This window comes from Yersinia sp. 22-579 (assembly GCF_030433455.1).
In the GTDB taxonomy this organism is placed as follows: domain Bacteria; phylum Pseudomonadota; class Gammaproteobacteria; order Enterobacterales; family Enterobacteriaceae; genus Yersinia; species Yersinia enterocolitica.
In genome coordinates this window covers 41,804-58,896 of sequence record NZ_JAUJTZ010000014.1, presented here as the reverse complement: position 1 = coordinate 58,896, position 17,093 = coordinate 41,804, and the positions used below count along the sequence as shown (strand labels likewise).

The window sequence follows — 17,093 nt, the reverse complement described above, 5'->3', positions numbered from 1 at the left end:
CTATTAAACGATTTAAGACTTTCCTTGTATATGAGACTTAGGGCTGACTTGGTGTAGGAAAGGTCTTACGCATCGACGCTTTATCGCATGATTTAGGTGAATAAAATCCTTTAATCTGTGTTTAATTAAGAAAAAACCAGAGAATATCTCGAAGGGATAATTTAGATAAAAATATAAATACATGCTAAATCAATAGATTAAATTAACCATCCTATCCCCAGCTCAGACTCATTTTTATATTGTATAGCCAGTACTATCCGTGGAAATATAAAAACAGTACTCCAGCGGTCACTGATTAAAATCGAAAACCTGCTTTAGCCAGTATATTTGTGATTAACCATGCCTTTTTCCATTTTCATTACAGTTAAATATTGAGATGGTGTGTTATTTCAGCCAATTCCCTCATCGTAACCCTAAGCTAATTTTCAACTTTACTATCCAATAAAAAGCATATTGGATCAGTATCTTACTAAGCGCACAGCCCTTTATACTCAGAACATTATGACTTTTATAATGGTAATACCCGATGGATTATTATCTCGGAATTGACGTAGGAACCTCAAAAGTAAAATCAGTACTATTTGACACCCATTTTAATGAGTGTCTGGTTGCATCGGTCGATAACCTCACTCTATCGCCCCATTCCGGCTATGCAGAACAAGATATGCAAAGCCTTTGGCTTGGGGTGGTTTCCACCTTGAAAACAGTAATGAACTCGCCTTTATTACGGCGAAATAAAATTCGTTCTATTGGCATAACCGGGCAAGGTGAAGGTGTCTGGTTAGTGGATAGCCAGGGGAGACCGGTGCGTAATGCTATCTTGTGGAGTGACACGCGTAGCGCCGCATTGGTTGAGTATTTTAAGCAACAACCGGGTCTGGAAGAGCAACTGTTCGCCATCAGCGGCACACCGTTATTGCCGTGCAACAGCAGCATGATCCTCCGTTGGTTACAGCAATATGAACCTGAAACATTGGCGCAAGCAGACCACTTCTTTTTTGCCAAAGACTGGATTCGCTATCAACTGACAGGGGAATCCTGGCTGGAAATCAGTGATACCGGCACCTCATTACTCGATTTGCGGCGCGGTGAGTTATCAAATGAGGTTCTGTCGCAACTAGGAATAACGAATACTGCCCGATTATTCCCCCCGTTGTTGCCATCAGCTGCTATTGCAGGCCACATCACCACGCAGGTCGCGCAAATTACCGGATTAGCAGTGGGTATCCCTGTTTGTGCCGGTGCGCTGGATGTATCGGCAACCGCACTAGGAATAGGGGCAGTGAATCATGGCGATGTGTATACCATCCTTGGCACCACTTGCTGTACCGGCATTGTTTGCAATGATCTCAAACGTATTAATCGGCAAACCCGCTTTGTCCCTCATGCGTTAAGTGGCCATTATATCAATCTATTTGCTCTGCAATCTGGCACTCCCAATATTGATTGGGCGCTGTCAAAACTCACCGACAGCAAAGATTTCTTGCAAACCAGCACCCAACTTGAGGCCGTGCCAGCCGGTTGCGGTGGAGTATTTTATCAGCCCTATATCAATGGCGAACGGGCACCATTTTACAGCCCATCAGCGCGCGCCGGTTTTTTCGGTATCAGTCAACACACCACTGACAGCCACCTGTTACGAGCGGTTTTTGAAGGTCTGGCGTATGCCATTAAGGATTCTCTCGCTGATTATCCTGCGGGTGGGCGTCTGTACTTGGCTGGTGGCGGTGCGGCTTCCAGCTTGTGGTTGCAAATTATTGCTGATTGCACTGGCCGCGAGGTCGTCACCCGGCAAGTAAAAGAATTGGGTGCCCGCGGGGCCGCCATGTTGGCAGCCCAAGCCATCGGACAAACGGCTTCTCTGGTAGATTCACTCGATAACATCACGACCTACACACCCGACCCACAACAAATGCCTATCTATGACGCGCTTTACCCTGTTTTTCGTCAGCTACGCGAGGCGCTACAGCCCGTCTGGCAAGCCAGAGAACAGGCCTTAAGCCAACTTAATAGCGCTAAATATCCTCCTCATTCTCAGGACAATCTATGAAAACGCTCTTTACCGCAGAATATGCCGGCAGTCTGGACCATTTCCATCAGCTTGGCGAATTGGTTATCAGTGGTTGGGCGGCAGGGAAACCCAAACTGAGTGAGGAACGGTTGATTGCACTCGGCCACGATGCTGATTTTCTGGTCACCAGTTATGACGATATTACTGCCCGGGTGATTAAAGCTTGCCCGCAACTGAAGCTCATTGCCTGCACTCGTGCCAATCCGGTCAATATTGATGTGAATGCGGCAACAGAGCGGGGAATTCCGGTTATTTATACTCCGGGGCGCAATTCTGATGCGGCGGCAGAATTAACGATTGCACTGATGCTGAATCTGGCTCGCCACATTCCGCAGGCGCATAGCGCTCTGAAGCAGGGACAATTCACGGCAACCACGCCAGGCAATGCTGGGCTTAAAACCGATGTAGTGTGGGATGTGACCAAAGACAGCCCTTATGAAGTGTTTAAAGGGGTGGAATTACGCAATAAAACTTTGGGGATTGTCGGTTATGGCAGTATTGGACAGCGCGTTGGACGTATTGCGCGAGCTTTCGGCATGCGGCTGTTGGTAGCCGACCCTTATGTTTCAGAGGTCGAATTGGACGAACCAGGCATCCACAAAACTACATTGGAGCTGCTCTTCAGTCAGTCTGACTTTGTCACTCTACATGTGAAAGTCACCCCACAAACAGAAGGATTAATTGATGCGCACTTGTTTTCATTAATGAAACCAGAGGCTTATTTTATCAATACTTCACGCGCGGCAGTGGTAGTTGAGCAACACTTAGTTGATACCTTGCGGCGCAAACAACTGGCTGGTGCGGCGTTAGACGTCTATGCCCATGAGCCGATCCACGCCAATCATCCTTTTATTCATGAGTTTGATAATGTGGTTATCACCCCACATATTGCAGGTGCTACACATGAGACGCTGGTTAAACATAGCGCCATGATTGCACAGGATATTGAACGTTTTCTACGCAATGAGCCTTTATTATATCGCTATAACTGAGCCGACTATATTGAGGAGTGCTTTTCAGTTCAATCTGGGGGTATGTGCCATAAAATCAAGCGTATGCGCCCAATTAACCACTCCGGCATCCGATCCTAAACCGGTTGCCACTAATCCCGCGACTGCCGAACCGAGTTCACAAGCCTGTTCCAGTGACCAGCCATTAGCTAATCCGGCAATAAATCCACCGCAGTAACTGTCACCACAACCGGTAGTATCTGAAACTGCCACCTGATAGGCAGGCACACGGAAATTATGGTGCGAACTTATCACATAAGACCCTTGCGACCCGGCTTTAAAGATACAGGTACCCACGCCTAAATCGAGGAAGAACTGCCCAATATCCTGCGGATTATCCAGGCCAGAGATAAAAGCAGCCTCTTCTAATGCTGGCATAAAATAATCAATAGCAGCGAGCATGGGTTTTAATAATGATAGCGTTTGTGAGTTGGGCGCGATGAGATCAAAACTGGTGACCACGCCTTTGCTTTTTGCATGATGCAAAAGCCGCGCGCTTTGGCCTTTGTCCATCGCAGCCAGTAACCCGCTGCCGCCGTGGTGCAAAAATCGGGTATCGCATACCCTATCAAAATCAATATCGTCGACATACCAATGGTCAGATGCCCCTCGACAATGCAATGCGGGGCGCTCACCATCGGGTCGAATAGTCAAAATTGTGGCTGAGGTTTCTGCTTGCGTGGTGCGCTGGATAAGCGAGCTATCAATACCCAACTTGTGATAAACACTCAGAATAAAATCGGCTTTCTCATCCTCTCCCAGACAAGCAGAAGTCGCGGTATGAATACCCAACTTTGCGGCATTCATCGCCGCACCACTGGCAGTCCCAGCAGGGTTAAGACGAATTTGATCGATAAAATGCACCCCGCCCTTTTCAGGAATACCGGTGACCGGACGCCCGGCAATATCTAAAATGGTCAGGCCAACAAACACCGCATCAAATTTACTCACTGCATTTCCTTATTCGTATGCTACTGCACGTTGGGAGCGTTTAAGATTGCGCTGGATAAATGACAGTGCCAACGCACCAATCAAAATAAGGCCAGTCAATGCATCTTTAACAATAAAATCAAGGCCTAATAGATTTAAACCATTGGCAACCATACCAAGAAATAACACGCCAACGAGGGTGCCTGGGACATTCGGCCGCCCCTGAGCATGGAAAGCGGTACCAATAAATACGGCGGCAATGGCGTCCAGCAAATAGGCCTGACCCGCAAGGGGCGTAAACTGGCGCAAGTTTGCGGATAAGATCACCCCGCCTAATGCACAGGTCACGGAGGTAATAATTAATGTCCAGAACAAATAGCGTTTTACCCGAATACCAGCTGCATTTGCCGCCTGACTGTTCAGCCCCAGTGCATGAATGCGCTTACCAAAGATGGTGCGTTCAAAAAAGATAAAATAGAGCAGAAACAGCACCCCGGCAAAAATCACCGGTAAGGGAATATTGGCCCATGACCCCACCGCCAGATTGTGATATTCCTGCGCCATACGCCGGAAAGCGATCGGCCCACCGCCATCAGTATAAATCCGCTCCACACTGCTGCCGATGAAATAAGTCCCTAATGTCGCCAGAAAGGGTTTAACGTTACACCAAACAATTAAGAAGGCATTCAGTAAACCAATTAATGCTCCTCCCGCCAGAGCGGCCAATATCGCCACTTGCCAGGATAATTGGTATTGCTTGAGGGCGATAAGCGCAAAAGCTGCACCAAAATCCAGTGCCACCCCGACCGACAGATCTATCCCGCCAGCCGTCACTACCAAGGTCATCGCCAGCGCCACAATCAGTAGGATGGCATTCCCTTGTAATAGATTTTGCAGATTACCAGTCGAGAAAAAGGCCTGTGTTTTCAATGAGAAAAAAATAAAAAAGGCGGCTAATATTAAAACAAACCCATACTGAATGAGTAAGTACTTCAGAGCAGGCAAGGCCCGTTGACGGTATTGAATGTTCACATTTTTCATCAGTAACGCCCGCCAGACTTCAATGCCGAGGTCGCCAGCACCAGTAATATCAGCGCACCTTTTATCGCCCCAACCCAGAAAATGTCGACGCGCAATAACGCCAACCCATTCGATAACGCATTCACTAGCAAAGCGCCGAGCAATGCGCCGCCAATCGTCACGACCCGCCGACGTGAAAATGCAGAGCCGATAAAAGTAGCAAGAACCATTTCTAGCAATAATGACTCTTCAGTCCCTGGCGAGCTTCCAGATCCCCGAGCTACCAGCGCTAATGCGGCCAACACGGCGGTGAGCGCGGCCAGCATATATGATTGCACCACCAGCCGTTTAACCGGTAAACCCGACATTTCTGCGGCTTCGCGATTGCCACCACTCGCCTGTAAATGTAACCCCCAGCGAGTTCGGTAGAGAACAAAGAGCAATACGGCAAATATGAGCAACATAAACCAAACAGCAACCGGCAATTGCCAGTAACGATTATCGCGAAAAGCCACCATCGCGCTATCGGTCACACTTATGCGTCGTTGCTGAGTTATTAGGTTAGCTATGCCGATAAAGGCGACGGAGCTGGCCAATGTCGCCAGTAATGGCGGCAATCTGACCCAGACCACCAACACGGCATTGACTGCGCCCGCCAGTAATGAGGCACCCACCGCCCAGATAGCGATGGTCAAATAACTCGCACCTTGATTGGTCAGCCCATCACTGATGATGGCCGCAGCCAAAACAGCAGTCGCCGGCAGCGAAATATCGATACCACCCGAAACAACATCATCTCCACCGCCGGTCACCACACAAACTAAACCGAAACAGAGGATAGCCAGTGGCACCGTCTGGCGCAGAATAGTGGTGATATTTTGCCATCCGAGAAAATAAGGTGCCTGTACACAGAGAAAGAGTAATAAAGCTGCGAACAGTAATATCGGTATGTTATCAATTAATTGCCGTTGATTCGGCAAGAAACGCTTGCCAACAAAAGGCTTATTTTTTACCTGCCCGTGACTGAGTTGGCTCATATCAGTGCCTCCTGTTCTGACAGTGGCGACGCAGAGGGCGTGCTGCCGGTGGTTAATGCCAATAAAGCTTCCTGAGTTAAGTCTTGTGTTGAGACTTCTGCCACCAACTCACCGCGTAACATCACTAAAATTCGGTCACATAATCCGATCAGCTCGCTGGCATCACTGGAGGAAACCAACACACTTTTGCCGCTGGTCACCAATGATTCAACCAATTGATAAATCTCAGCTCTGGCCCCCATATCCACACCCAATGTTGGTTCATCCAAAATAAACAGATTGGCATCTGTTGCCAGCCAACGGGCTAAAATCACTTTCTGTTGATTACCGCCGCTGAGGAAGCGAACCGGCTGGCGAAGATTATTGGGCCGAATACGTAGACGGTTTGCTAACCCCTCGGCGCGCACCGCCGCTTTACCGCGTTGTTCCCAACCAGCCAAGGCCACATCGGATAATGACGCCAAATTAATGTTATCGGTCACTGGCATTTCCAGCACCAATCCCTGATGGCGCCTATCTCGTGGCACCAGCACAATGCCCTGTGCAATAGCCTCAGCGGGAGAGAGAATTGATTGCGATCTACCATTGATAGTGATGTTCCCACTACCTGGCCGTTGCAGGCCGTAAAGGGTGTCAATGAGCGCGTCTCGCCCTGAGCCCAATAGACCGGCAATCCCGACGACTTCACCTTCAGCAACCTGAAAACTCAGAGAAGAAAATGCACGATTAACTCGCAGTTGGTTAACTTCAAGTCGGGGTTTTAATGCCGTTTTAGCGCGTCGCGGGGCAAACAGCGCATCAAGGTCTCGGCCAATCATCAAACGGATTAATGGCACAATATCCTGTTGAGTCACCGGAGATAAGGTTTCGATATCCTTCCCGTTACGAAATACTGTTACACGGTCGCATAACGCCGTTATTTCCGACAAGTAATGTGAGATATAAATAATGGCGATACCGCGCGCTTTTAATTCACTAATAGCGGCAAACACCCGTTGTGCTTCACTGGCTTCCAGCGGGGCCGTCGGCTCGTCAAACACCACCAATTTCGCCTGACCATCAATCAGCGCCCGGGCAATTTGTACTAATTTGCGTTCAGCAATACTCAGTTCGCTGATTAAGGTATTGCTGTCAATCTCGGTATTCAGAATTTGCCTGAAAAATTGCTCTGTTTTTTGCTGCATCGCACGTTTATCCAGCCCCAGCCACGGGTGGCGTAATTCTTGTCCCATAAAGACCGATTCAGTCACGGTAAAATGTGGGATTAAGTGCAATTCCTGATGGATAAAGCGGACACCACTGGCGTGGACAGTTTTAGCTGTAACGGGGTTAAGCCGTTTATCATCAACGATAATTTCTCCGCTATCAGCTTGATAAACCCCAGCCAGAATTTTGATCAAGGTTGATTTGCCAGCGCCATTTTCGCCAATAAGACCGTGTACCTCTCCCGGAAGAACCCGCAGCACTGCGCCATCCAGTGCCATAGTTCCCGGAAACGACTTTCTAATATTGTTCATTTCAAGGCCACCCACAGCGTGGGTGCCTGAATAAGCAGAATATGTCATGGTGTTATTTCAAATCGCCGTAACCAAGCTGCTTGTAGACTGCCTTCGCCGCTTCTGGCCCGTTGACTGGCAGCACCGGGACGAAGGTTTGTGGCAGTAATTTTTCACCGGCAAAGTAGCGTGCTACGTTATCCGCAGAAGTTTTGCCAATCAGATTAGGTTGTTGCGCGACGTTGGCAACCAGAGGGCTGCCCTTTTCTGCCATGATTTCCAGCGTTTCTGGCCCGGCATCAATCGCCGTCACTTTGACATCACCTGCGCGCCCGCTCTCTTCCAATGCCTGCACAATACCAATAGCAGGCTGATCCCAGCAGGCAACATGGATAGCATCCAAGGTACCTTTCGGATGTTGACTCAATAATTCCAACGTTTTTTTACGGGCATCTTCCGGCGAGTTAGCATATTGCTCCGCCAATTCCGGCTGAATAATTTTAATACCGGGATAATCCTGCAGTACATATTTCCACAGATCGTAGCGAATACCACAAATACGCAATGAATTAGAGAAAGCATTAAATACCGCTATATTGCCCTTTCCCCCCAACGCATCTGCGGTATAGCGGCCAATGGTGCTGCCGATGGTGTAATTATCGGAGGTGGTGTTATTGATGGAATAAGGTGACACATGGTCGACAGTGAATATCGGGATACCTGCTGCCTGTAATGCTTTAAATTTAGGCTCTACTGCGCTGTCACCCAAAATACTGATAACCGCATCGACTTTACGCGCCAGCAAAATATCATGGTTATCGGCATGCACTTGGTTATCACGCCCACCATCTACCGCCACCACTTTCCCACCCAGTTTTTCAACCTCACTGGATGCCCCTTTAAAGGCTTCGCGATCCCAAAAGTGTTGTGTGCCAACCACCGCCACACCGATTGTTTTCCCTTGCAGGGAGAGTGCTTCAGCTTGTGCCTGGACACTACCCGCCAATAAAACCAGCCCAGAAAGACCGGCAGCTATCGCGGTATTCAGCGTTTTCTTCTTTGTCATCTTGTTATTATCCTTTTATTCACTGCTTGTTATTTGCCACTTTTCTTTGTGCAATCCCCTGGTAAAGCACCTAGAAGCTAGCAATGCAGTCAGATAAAGCGAAATAACAAAAGTGATAAAGGAAAGTTAAAAAGCGGGATTGTATTTTACAATCGATTAACCAGAAATATTTAAATAGCCCACAGTGGTCGCAGCGAGCTGAAGGTTATAGTGTGTATCAGGCCACTTATTCGAGTCGCAGTAAAGCCGCTAACACAGTTGTAGCTTGACGTTTGACGAAGATATATCGCCTGATTTCACCCACTTACTGTGATAAGGATCGCTGAATTTTTTTTCTATAAGTGCTTGAATAATGAAAGAGCGTGAGAAATTTTACTCCTCCGCAAGATGAGCTTCTCACTGGTTTTCGAGGCGGCCCTTTCAAGTGCTCGGGTATCTCTCCATGAAACGGTTGCGTTCATGCCCACTTTTGCGGCATGTTTACAACAACACTTCCCTGCTTTAGACGTTCGAATTATCACTTTGTGAGCAACCTGATGATTAAGTGGCTGTGGAAAGCAAACCAACCGCAAGCGGAGATGCTTGCACAGTGGCGTGAAGCGCTGAATATCCCCCTATTGGCACCTTTAAATGAGGAGGAAAAACAGCGGCTGGTTTCTGTCGCAAGTCACCTGTTGCAGCAAAAGCGCCTGGTGCCACTACAAGGGTTAGTATTAACACCGCTGATGCAGGCCCGTCTGACACTGCTATTCGCCCTGCCAGTTATGGAACTGGGAGCGAAATGGCTAGATGGCTTTCATGAAGTGCTGATTTATCCCTCCCCTTTTGTGGTTGACGACGACTGGCAAGATGATGCAGGCCTGGTTCATTCTGGGCAAACCGTGCAGTCCGGCCAAAGCTGGGAGCAAGGGCCTATTGTTCTGAACTGGCAAGATATTCAAGACTCATTCGATTTATCAGGCTTTAATCTGGTTATCCATGAAGCAGCTCATAAGTTGGATATGCGCAACGGCGGGCACTCAAACGGCGTGCCACCTATCGCTATGCGTGATGTTGCAGCATGGGAATATGACTTACACCAGGCGATGGACAACATTCAAGATGAGATAGATATGGTGGGAGTTGACGCTGCCAGTATGGATGCCTACGCCGCCAGTGATCCCGCAGAATGTTTTGCTGTGTTATCTGAATATTTTTTCAGCGCACCTGAGCTATTAGAAAACCGTTTCCCGGCGGTGTATCGGCATTTCTGTACTTTCTATCGCCAGGATCCGCTGGCCAGACTAAAACGCTGGGAAAACGAGAGCCAAAATATTGAAAGTTCATCTCCAATGGGTTAGTTATCCGCTCGTCACTTTAGGGAATACAAAATGCGAGGAAGAATAAAAACACCAGGTTAGCTTTATTTAACCGCAATAAACACCTTCTTTGCTCAGATGCTGAGCAGTCGACCCAAATGTACTAATTTAGCGTTGACAGTATCGGGTATGCTAGATATCATGCGCCCCGTTCACACGATTCCTCTGTAGTTCAGTCGGTAGAACGGCGGACTGTTAATCCGTATGTCACTGGTTCGAGTCCAGTCAGAGGAGCCAAATTAGAGAAGCCCGCTTAAGGAAACTTAAGCGGGCTTTTTGCTTTACTCATAACCTGATATCAGAAGGCCAGCACCTGATGGTTGAAAATGTGGAAGTCTCAAAAATGCGTGGAACTAAACGGGTGTACTTACATAATGTCTAAGATCGTCGATACTTTTATTGCCCCGCTGTGCCATGACGAGATAGAGACGCTCTATCAGGACGATCACCTGGTGCTTATCAATAAACCCACTGGGTTACTCAGCCTCTCGGGGAAAAATCCGCAAAATCTCGATTCGGTGCATCATCGGCTGGTTCAGATATTCCCCGGCTGCACCCTGGTCCACCGCCTCGATTTCGGTACTTCCGGGCTGATGGTCATTGCGCGCAATAAGGCTATCAATGCCGCACTCTGCCAACAGTTCAGCCAGCGCACAGTGACCAAAGTGTACAGCGCTTTGCTTTGCGGGCATCTGGATGACAACGAAGGGGTGATAGACGCAGCAATTGCCAAAGATCCGGCGCTGTTCCCACTGATATCGATTTGCGCAACTCACGGCAAGCCCGCTCGCTCCGGCTATCGGGTCGTTGAACGTTTTTATCATGAGTTGGAAGACGGAAGGTTACTACCATTGACGCGGGTACAGCTCATCCCAGAAACCGGGCGTACCCATCAACTGCGCATCCACTGCCAGCAGTTGGGCCACCCGATTTGGGGCTGTGACCTGTATGGCGGCCGCTTGCTGCCGGGAACCGAGCAGACACCACGACTGATGCTGCACGCCAGTGAGTTACATTTTGTTCATCCCATTAGCGAGGAATGGATCAAAATCAGTCATGCCAGCCCGTTCTGAGAACGGCTAATTACCACATCAAATCATCGGGCACTTTAAAATCAGCATACGGATCTTCTTCATCTTGCTCTTCCTGACTTAGAGCACTATTTAAGACAATACTGTTCGCATCTCGCTGCGCAATTTTATCGGCGACACTCGCGGGGATAATAGCGTATTCACTTTCGCCATTGTTATCCGCAACAACTCGAGCAATAGCGAGACGACCGCTAATCAACTGAGCTTGCGTCATCTTATCCACAACTATTTTTTTAATTAAATTATTATCTGTGAAGTTAAAACCAATATCGCCTTTTGAAAGGTTGATTCTGTTCATTTCAATAAGCTGCTTCACCTGAGCTTTATACTCTTTAGATAAAGCAGCTTGTTTTTGTTGTTCACTTAGCTGTTTATCACGCTCAAGTTGTGCTTTTTTATTTTCTTCCACCGCTTCTCTCGCCTCACGAGCCTGAACTCGTGACTTTTTAGCTGTTCGTTGGACTTTAGCCATTTTCTTGCTGCTCACTAATCCAGCTTTTAGCATTTGCTCTTGTAAGGTAAGTTTTGTCATCTTCGTTTCTAAGTCAGTTGAATAATTTGTGGGATTATACCTGTTATTTTTGAGGCTGTACCCAGCCAGAAAGCCAAATTTAGATAAGCCCCACCAGCCCCCTCTATTCAACCCATCCCAGAGTTCCCTACCCTCACCCAATATCAATAATGAGTCATTACAGAAAAAACTGAAGTTTTAGCCGGTTACAGCCGTTAATTAACCGGGGGACTTTGGGTTATCAATTTGATGCACCTTGCATGGCTTTTTACCGGGCCATGCAGTCTGATTAGGCCAGCAAGGAATTGGTCGAAAGCATAAAAGCGAAAGGGATGGCAGATGATTGAAGCATCAGTGACAGACTTAATTTGTCTACAAGATATATCCTGCACCTTCTACTCAGGAAAAACCGTACATCCCGTTTTGCATAATGTCTCGTTCTCCATTCCCCAAGGCCAAAATTGCGCCATCGTAGGAGTATCGGGTTCGGGTAAAAGTACCCTACTCACTATTCTTGGCTTGCTGGATCAACCAACCTCTGGTCACTATCTGCTGAACGGGCAGGACATGTTTGCGGCCAGCGCCAACCAACGCGCGATGGCACGTAACCGAACCATCGGATTTATCTTTCAAAGTTTCAATCTACTACCTCGACTGGATGCACTGGATAATGTAGCGCTACCGCTGATTTATCGCGGTGTTTCACGACAAATGGCCCGACAATTGGCCCAAAAGCAATTGAACCAAGTGGGGCTAGGTGACCGCCTGCTCTATCACCCGGCGGATTTATCTGGTGGTCAACGCCAGCGTGTTGCCATTGCTCGAGCCTTGGTCGGTGAACCTTCTCTGCTATTGGCCGACGAACCTACCGGTAATCTAGACAGCCAGACCGCACAGGAGATCATCGATTTATTGCTAACTCTCAATCGAGAGCATGCAGTGACGCTGGTTATTGTGACGCATGATGTGGGCATCGCCGCGAGAATGCAGCGCTGCTTACAGGTCAAAGATGGTCAGGTTTATGAGGCGTCACATGAGTGATATCCCACGTTATGGGCCCACTCTTCTTCAACTGCTCATTGAATCTCTTGATAGCCTGCGATTGCTTGGGCGACGCGCACTTCTGGCTCTATTAGGGATAGCTGTCGGATGCGCCGCTGTGGTGGCTCTGATTAATATTGGTCATAACGCCGAAGTACAGGCCATGAGTGTATTTAAAGGAATGGGCAGCGATCTGCTGGTCGCTAATATTGAGCTACCACCTACGGCTAAGCCGCTGAGCTATCAATCATCAGCCCTGAATGAATCTCTGCTGCGAAAAGCATTACCAGAAATACAGTCAGTCTCTGCTCTCACCGTAGCATCGTCTGAAGTGAGAACTCATGGGCGTTCGGTAAATTTAATGGTGGCAGGCGTCAATGCACAATTAGCTCAGGTGCTGGATTTACAGATCGCGCAAGGCCGATTTTTAAGCCGTTATGATGATCAAAATACCTATGTGGTGCTCGGTGCGAATGTCGTTGCTGAAATGGCAGCCAACGATATTCAAATTTTCCCCGGCGCTCAGCTACAACTAGAAGGATATCTATATCAGGTTATCGGTATTTTGCATCCCTGGGGGACAAACCCAATGATTCCGATATCTATCGATGACAGTATTTTAATCCCCATTGCCGGGATGCATCGCGTAACCCCCTCTTCTCTGCCCACAATATTGCTGGCGCGAACCCGTGGTGGCGATGACCAACAACACATTGCTTCAGAGTTACAGCAATATCTTGCTGCTCTACTACCCGATAGGGATATCGCGACTCATATTCCTCAACAATTGCTGGCAGGTATGGCGCAACAGTCACGTATGTTTGCGGGGTTGCTGGCAGGGCTTGGCGGCATATCACTGCTCGTGGGAGGCGTTGGGGTGATGAACGTGATGTTAATGAATGTCTCACAGCGCAAGCGAGAAATTGGTGTGCGCATGTCACTCGGCGCACGCGCCAGTGATATCGCTAACCTATTTCTTTTTGAAAGCATCACCCTGACGTTAGCCGGTGCGGCGATCGGCGCGCTATGTGGCACCGGTGCCGCCTGGTTGTTTGTCTACTTTTCTGGATGGGCTGCATTTTCGCTTTCTCCGCTATCATTGCCGTTAGGCATAGTCAGTTCGGTGCTAACCGGGCTATTTTTTGGCATATATCCGGCGCTGACAGCATCACGGCTGCAACCGGCAAAGGCGCTGCGGGATGAATAATTACGGCGTAAATCTAATGTTACTGGCCACCCTGATGCTCGCTTCTCGGGCGGGTGGCGCGCAGACATCGCTAAGCCCAGCCTTTGCCTCAAGGCCCGGAGCACCTTCGGTAACACTTAAAAATGTGCCTACCGATTCTGAGCCTATCAATTTAACACTCAGTGATGCCATTTATTTTGGATTGCGCGATAACCGTACCATTCGCAGTGCCTATCTTGAGCGTATTGGACAAAAATTCGACTTGCGGGTAGCTGAGGACAGCTTTACGCCTAAAATGGTGGTGAGTGGTAGTTATTTGTCCAACCGCAATCAATCAGATAATTATCAACAAAGAAATATAGCCCCCACCACAACATTACTGACACCCTATGGCACAAGGGTCAGTTTGGGTTGGACCTACCGTCAAACCAAAGCAAACGCCGCCGGACAATCAAATAATGATGGTGCCAACATTGCCGTCATTCAGCCTTTGTTACGTGGGGCTGGACACGAAGTTGCCTCGGCACCGGTGCGTCTGGCTCGTTTGACCGAACAGCTGAATCTGTTGGCACTTAAGTCAACCGTCTCACAAAGCATTACTCAAATTATCTCAGGGTATCGCGAATTGCTCAAAGCGCAGGAACAATTGCAAATTGCCTATGATGCTCTTGAGCGATCGAGAAAACTGGTTGAGGTCAATCGCGCCATGATTGATGCAGGTCGGATGGCTGAATATGAAATTGTCCAAACCGAGGCTGATGTCGCCACACAGGAACTGTCGTATGAAGAAGCGAAGAACCAGGTAGATACCGCACGCCTTGCCTTATTGCAACAGTTGGCACTGGATTTAAACACGCCAATTGTGGCGACAGAGAAAATTCAAGCCCAGCGTATTGAGATTAAACCCGCCCAAGCTATGGCGCAGGCGCTAGCGCTACAACCGGCCTATTTGTCTCAAATTATTGCCCGAGAGCAAGCCGATATTAACCTGACGGTTGCTCAAAATGGCCGTCTGTGGGATGTATCACTGGTTGGCGGAGCAAATCAGATGCAAGCGCGTAATGCGCAAACCGGCTCATCTCGCAACTGGGAAAACTATGTCGGAGTACAGGTAGAAATCCCCATCAACGATCTGGCGGCTCGTCAGGCGGAAGTGCAAATGCAGGTTAACTTGCGTAATCAGGACATACTGCTCGCGCAGGCACAACAGCAGTTGGAACGCGAGGTTATCAATGCCGTCCGGGATATTGGCGTACGCTGGCGGCAGTTCGAAATAGCTCAGCGGGCGCGAGACCTCTCGAAACGAAAATTGGACATTGAGCGAGAGAAACTCAGCGTTGGGCGCTCAAGTAACTTTCAGGTGCTCAGCTTTGAAAACGATCTCCGCAACGCCGAAAACGCCAGACTCAATGCGCAAATTAGCTATCTCAACGCCCAAGCCGAGCTAGACCAAACCTTGGGTACCACATTAGAAAGCTGGGATATTTCTTTAGATGACTAATATGTCTAATAATATCATTTAATATTATTTCATATCGATTATTAATTAATACGCCATTGGTTTATAAATTTCACTTTAGGATGATTTAACTTAAAAAAAACATCTTTCCTTAGTTAGAAAAATATAAAGTTATTGCCTGACCTACCGATATTCTTTCACACAGGAAATTCTTATGTCATTGGCTGCAACATATCGGTGATATTTCCTGGGCATTATCAATGCGGCCAAATAATTTAAAATGGAGTTTTAAATGAAATTTAATAAAGCTGTTTTGTTTGCTGTCATCACCTCGACTGCCTTAATTTCCGCGGCCGCTCATGCCGGTCCGAAATTTAATGTCACGTTTAAAAATCTGGGTGCAGCGACGGCGCCGGATGCCGTATTTTCACCAACAACAACAGCAGAGATAATGTCCCAGGCTAACTCGACCCCTAAACCGCAGGCATCAGTTCCAGGCGGTAGTTCAAATACTTACACAATATCTAACCCTGTCGCTGATGTTGGCGCAATGCATGTTCGCTACAAAATAGGGACTAAAATTTGCCAGTTCGATATGCAATATACCGTGAAATATGTCATGGGGAATAAAGTCCCACAATGGACTAAAAGCTCCACCCCTACCAATGGGGCAAGATGTAATCTGACCGTAACTTATGCTAATCCAACTACTTATGATTCAGATGTACAGATTACCATGAGATAACAATGAGCAGGCATCTCTATGGGTGCCTGCTTTATTATTTATCGTTGCGATATTCAAATTATCAGTGTTCGGTTTAACTTATGTTCTGTTTAATTCATGTTCTGCTTAACTGCCAGGAGGTCAGAGTGATTAAAATTAACGTTTTTTCTTCCGTACCCAATACCCAGTATGCAAATAAAAATAGCGATACTAAAAATAATAGTGGAAACCTTCAGGCGGAAGACCTGCCTAATTCTACTGGCTCAGCCACCAATAGTAACTTGTCCTCTTTAGCGCAGCAATTAAGCGATGCAGCTTTGCGTGCGGAAGAACGCGATGCGAAAATGTCTCGACAGGAATTAACCGCAAAGTCGAATTCCTTACTAAATCAAATAACCGGAATGGGATATTACAACGGTCGAAAATCTTACGATCAAGAAGTACCTGATACCAATAATCCCGAACGGCTGGCACGAGCAAAGCAGGCAACCGCTTTTACTAATGGTGCCGCGAGCAATCCGTTTCAGGGTATGTCGCGGGAGCAATTAGATTTGATTGCCTACGATGACAGCGGTTCATTTACCATTAATGAGCGTCGGGCCGCGTGGCAAGAATCCTATGACCAAGAAGAGAGTTGGCGGGTTATGGCCGTCGCTCAGAGTAAAATAGAATGGGCTCAGGGCGAATTCAAACAGACCAATTTCTTTAAATCAGTTTTGCAGCATTATGAAGAATTACCCAAAATAGAACAGGCTCAGTATCCCGAGGATTATCTGACCAGACTGCAATATCTGATTAAAATGGATTTCAACTTTGTCACCGGCGAATCCGGTAACGGCAAAGAGCAACGCCAAACTGTCTGGGATATGTTGATGGCAAATAGCATTGAAAGCAGTAAAAAATACACTTCCGCTTGGGCGACTGACATCAAATAAGCTGTCAGTTACAACAGATAATCACTGTGATTACAGCGTGGTTAATAAAATGCATATTGGCGATGAATAACAAAAATAATGTCTGCGATAACCCGCTACTTTAATAAGTTAATCCTGCACAAATATAAATGTGGCGTAGCGCTGTTTATATTGGTGCT

At 47.6% G+C, this 17,093-nt stretch carries 15 protein-coding genes and 1 tRNA gene; 10 read left to right on the top strand and 6 right to left on the bottom strand.

All coding sequences use genetic code 11. The features are described from left to right. The first annotated feature begins 526 nt into the window (after window positions 1-526). Together QSV56_RS16705 and QSV56_RS16700 are read left to right on the top strand one after the other, a co-directional pair. Window positions 527-2,050, top strand: a complete 1,524-nt coding sequence (locus QSV56_RS16705) for an FGGY-family carbohydrate kinase (protein WP_050131850.1) — start codon at window positions 527-529, stop codon at window positions 2,048-2,050. Next, window positions 2,047-3,063, top strand: coding sequence for a 2-hydroxyacid dehydrogenase (locus QSV56_RS16700; protein WP_301212992.1), 1,017 nt, complete (start codon window positions 2,047-2,049; stop codon window positions 3,061-3,063). The genes QSV56_RS16705 and QSV56_RS16700 overlap by 4 nt, the downstream gene beginning before the upstream one ends. Window positions 3,064-3,087: 24 nt before the next feature. Here QSV56_RS16700 and QSV56_RS16695 read toward each other — a convergent pair whose 3' ends face one another. From QSV56_RS16695 to QSV56_RS16675, 5 genes are read right to left on the bottom strand one after another with little or no spacing between them, the layout of a single operon-like run. Then, on the bottom strand, window positions 3,088-4,032 hold the full coding sequence (locus QSV56_RS16695; protein WP_050158490.1) for a carbohydrate kinase family protein: 945 nt from the start codon (window positions 4,030-4,032) through the stop codon (window positions 3,088-3,090). A 9-nt stretch (window positions 4,033-4,041) separates the two neighbouring features. Beyond that, window positions 4,042-5,052, bottom strand: coding sequence for an ABC transporter permease (locus QSV56_RS16690; protein ID WP_050333580.1), 1,011 nt, complete (start codon window positions 5,050-5,052; stop codon window positions 4,042-4,044). Then, window positions 5,052-6,068, bottom strand: coding sequence for an ABC transporter permease (locus QSV56_RS16685; RefSeq protein WP_301212991.1), 1,017 nt, complete (start codon window positions 6,066-6,068; stop codon window positions 5,052-5,054). The genes QSV56_RS16690 and QSV56_RS16685 overlap by 1 nt, the downstream gene beginning before the upstream one ends. Continuing rightward, window positions 6,065-7,633, bottom strand: coding sequence for a sugar ABC transporter ATP-binding protein (locus QSV56_RS16680; protein ID WP_301212990.1), 1,569 nt, complete (start codon window positions 7,631-7,633; stop codon window positions 6,065-6,067). The genes QSV56_RS16685 and QSV56_RS16680 overlap by 4 nt, the downstream gene beginning before the upstream one ends. A 4-nt stretch (window positions 7,634-7,637) precedes the next feature. After that, window positions 7,638-8,630 carry a sugar ABC transporter substrate-binding protein gene (locus tag QSV56_RS16675; protein ID WP_263697809.1) on the bottom strand — a complete coding sequence of 331 codons (993 nt, stop codon included), beginning with the start codon at window positions 8,628-8,630 and terminating at the stop codon, window positions 7,638-7,640. Window positions 8,631-9,166: 536 nt separating this feature from the next. On the opposite strand from QSV56_RS16675, the gene mtfA reads away from it, so the two are divergent. The 3 genes from mtfA to QSV56_RS16660 all read left to right on the top strand — a co-directional run bounded on the left by mtfA (window position 9,167) and on the right by QSV56_RS16660 (window position 11,061). Continuing rightward, window positions 9,167-9,970, top strand: a complete 804-nt coding sequence (gene mtfA / locus QSV56_RS16670; protein WP_050131861.1) for a DgsA anti-repressor MtfA — start codon at window positions 9,167-9,169, stop codon at window positions 9,968-9,970. 179 nt (window positions 9,971-10,149) lie between these two features. Continuing rightward, a tRNA-Asn gene (locus QSV56_RS16665) sits at window positions 10,150-10,225 on the top strand. Between the two features lie 137 nt (window positions 10,226-10,362). Next, on the top strand, window positions 10,363-11,061 hold the full coding sequence (locus QSV56_RS16660) for an RluA family pseudouridine synthase (protein WP_046695195.1): 699 nt from the start codon (window positions 10,363-10,365) through the stop codon (window positions 11,059-11,061). Between the two features lie 10 nt (window positions 11,062-11,071). Here the strand turns inward: QSV56_RS16660 and QSV56_RS16655 are convergent, their stop codons facing one another. Then, on the bottom strand, window positions 11,072-11,611 hold the full coding sequence (locus QSV56_RS16655; RefSeq protein ID WP_046051189.1) for a DUF2058 domain-containing protein: 540 nt from the start codon (window positions 11,609-11,611) through the stop codon (window positions 11,072-11,074). 318 nt (window positions 11,612-11,929) lie between these two features. Between QSV56_RS16655 and QSV56_RS16650 the strand changes: the two genes are divergently transcribed. From QSV56_RS16650 to QSV56_RS16630, 5 genes are all read left to right on the top strand, one after another. Beyond that, complete coding sequence (locus QSV56_RS16650) at window positions 11,930-12,631, top strand: ABC transporter ATP-binding protein (protein WP_046051190.1); 702 nt, start codon at window positions 11,930-11,932, stop codon at window positions 12,629-12,631. Further along, complete coding sequence (locus QSV56_RS16645) at window positions 12,624-13,838, top strand: ABC transporter permease (RefSeq protein WP_050122738.1); 1,215 nt, start codon at window positions 12,624-12,626, stop codon at window positions 13,836-13,838. Before QSV56_RS16650 ends, QSV56_RS16645 begins: the two co-directional genes overlap by 8 nt. Then, window positions 13,831-15,318 (top strand): TolC family protein, encoded by a 1,488-nt coding sequence (locus QSV56_RS16640; protein WP_046051192.1) that lies wholly within the window; start codon window positions 13,831-13,833, stop codon window positions 15,316-15,318. The genes QSV56_RS16645 and QSV56_RS16640 overlap by 8 nt, the downstream gene beginning before the upstream one ends. A 250-nt stretch (window positions 15,319-15,568) precedes the next feature. Continuing rightward, on the top strand, window positions 15,569-16,021 hold the full coding sequence (locus QSV56_RS16635; RefSeq protein ID WP_019080897.1) for a hypothetical protein: 453 nt from the start codon (window positions 15,569-15,571) through the stop codon (window positions 16,019-16,021). A 125-nt stretch (window positions 16,022-16,146) separates the two neighbouring features. Next, window positions 16,147-16,935 (top strand): hypothetical protein, encoded by a 789-nt coding sequence (locus QSV56_RS16630; protein ID WP_019082837.1) that lies wholly within the window; start codon window positions 16,147-16,149, stop codon window positions 16,933-16,935. The last annotated feature ends 158 nt before the right edge of the window (window positions 16,936-17,093 follow it).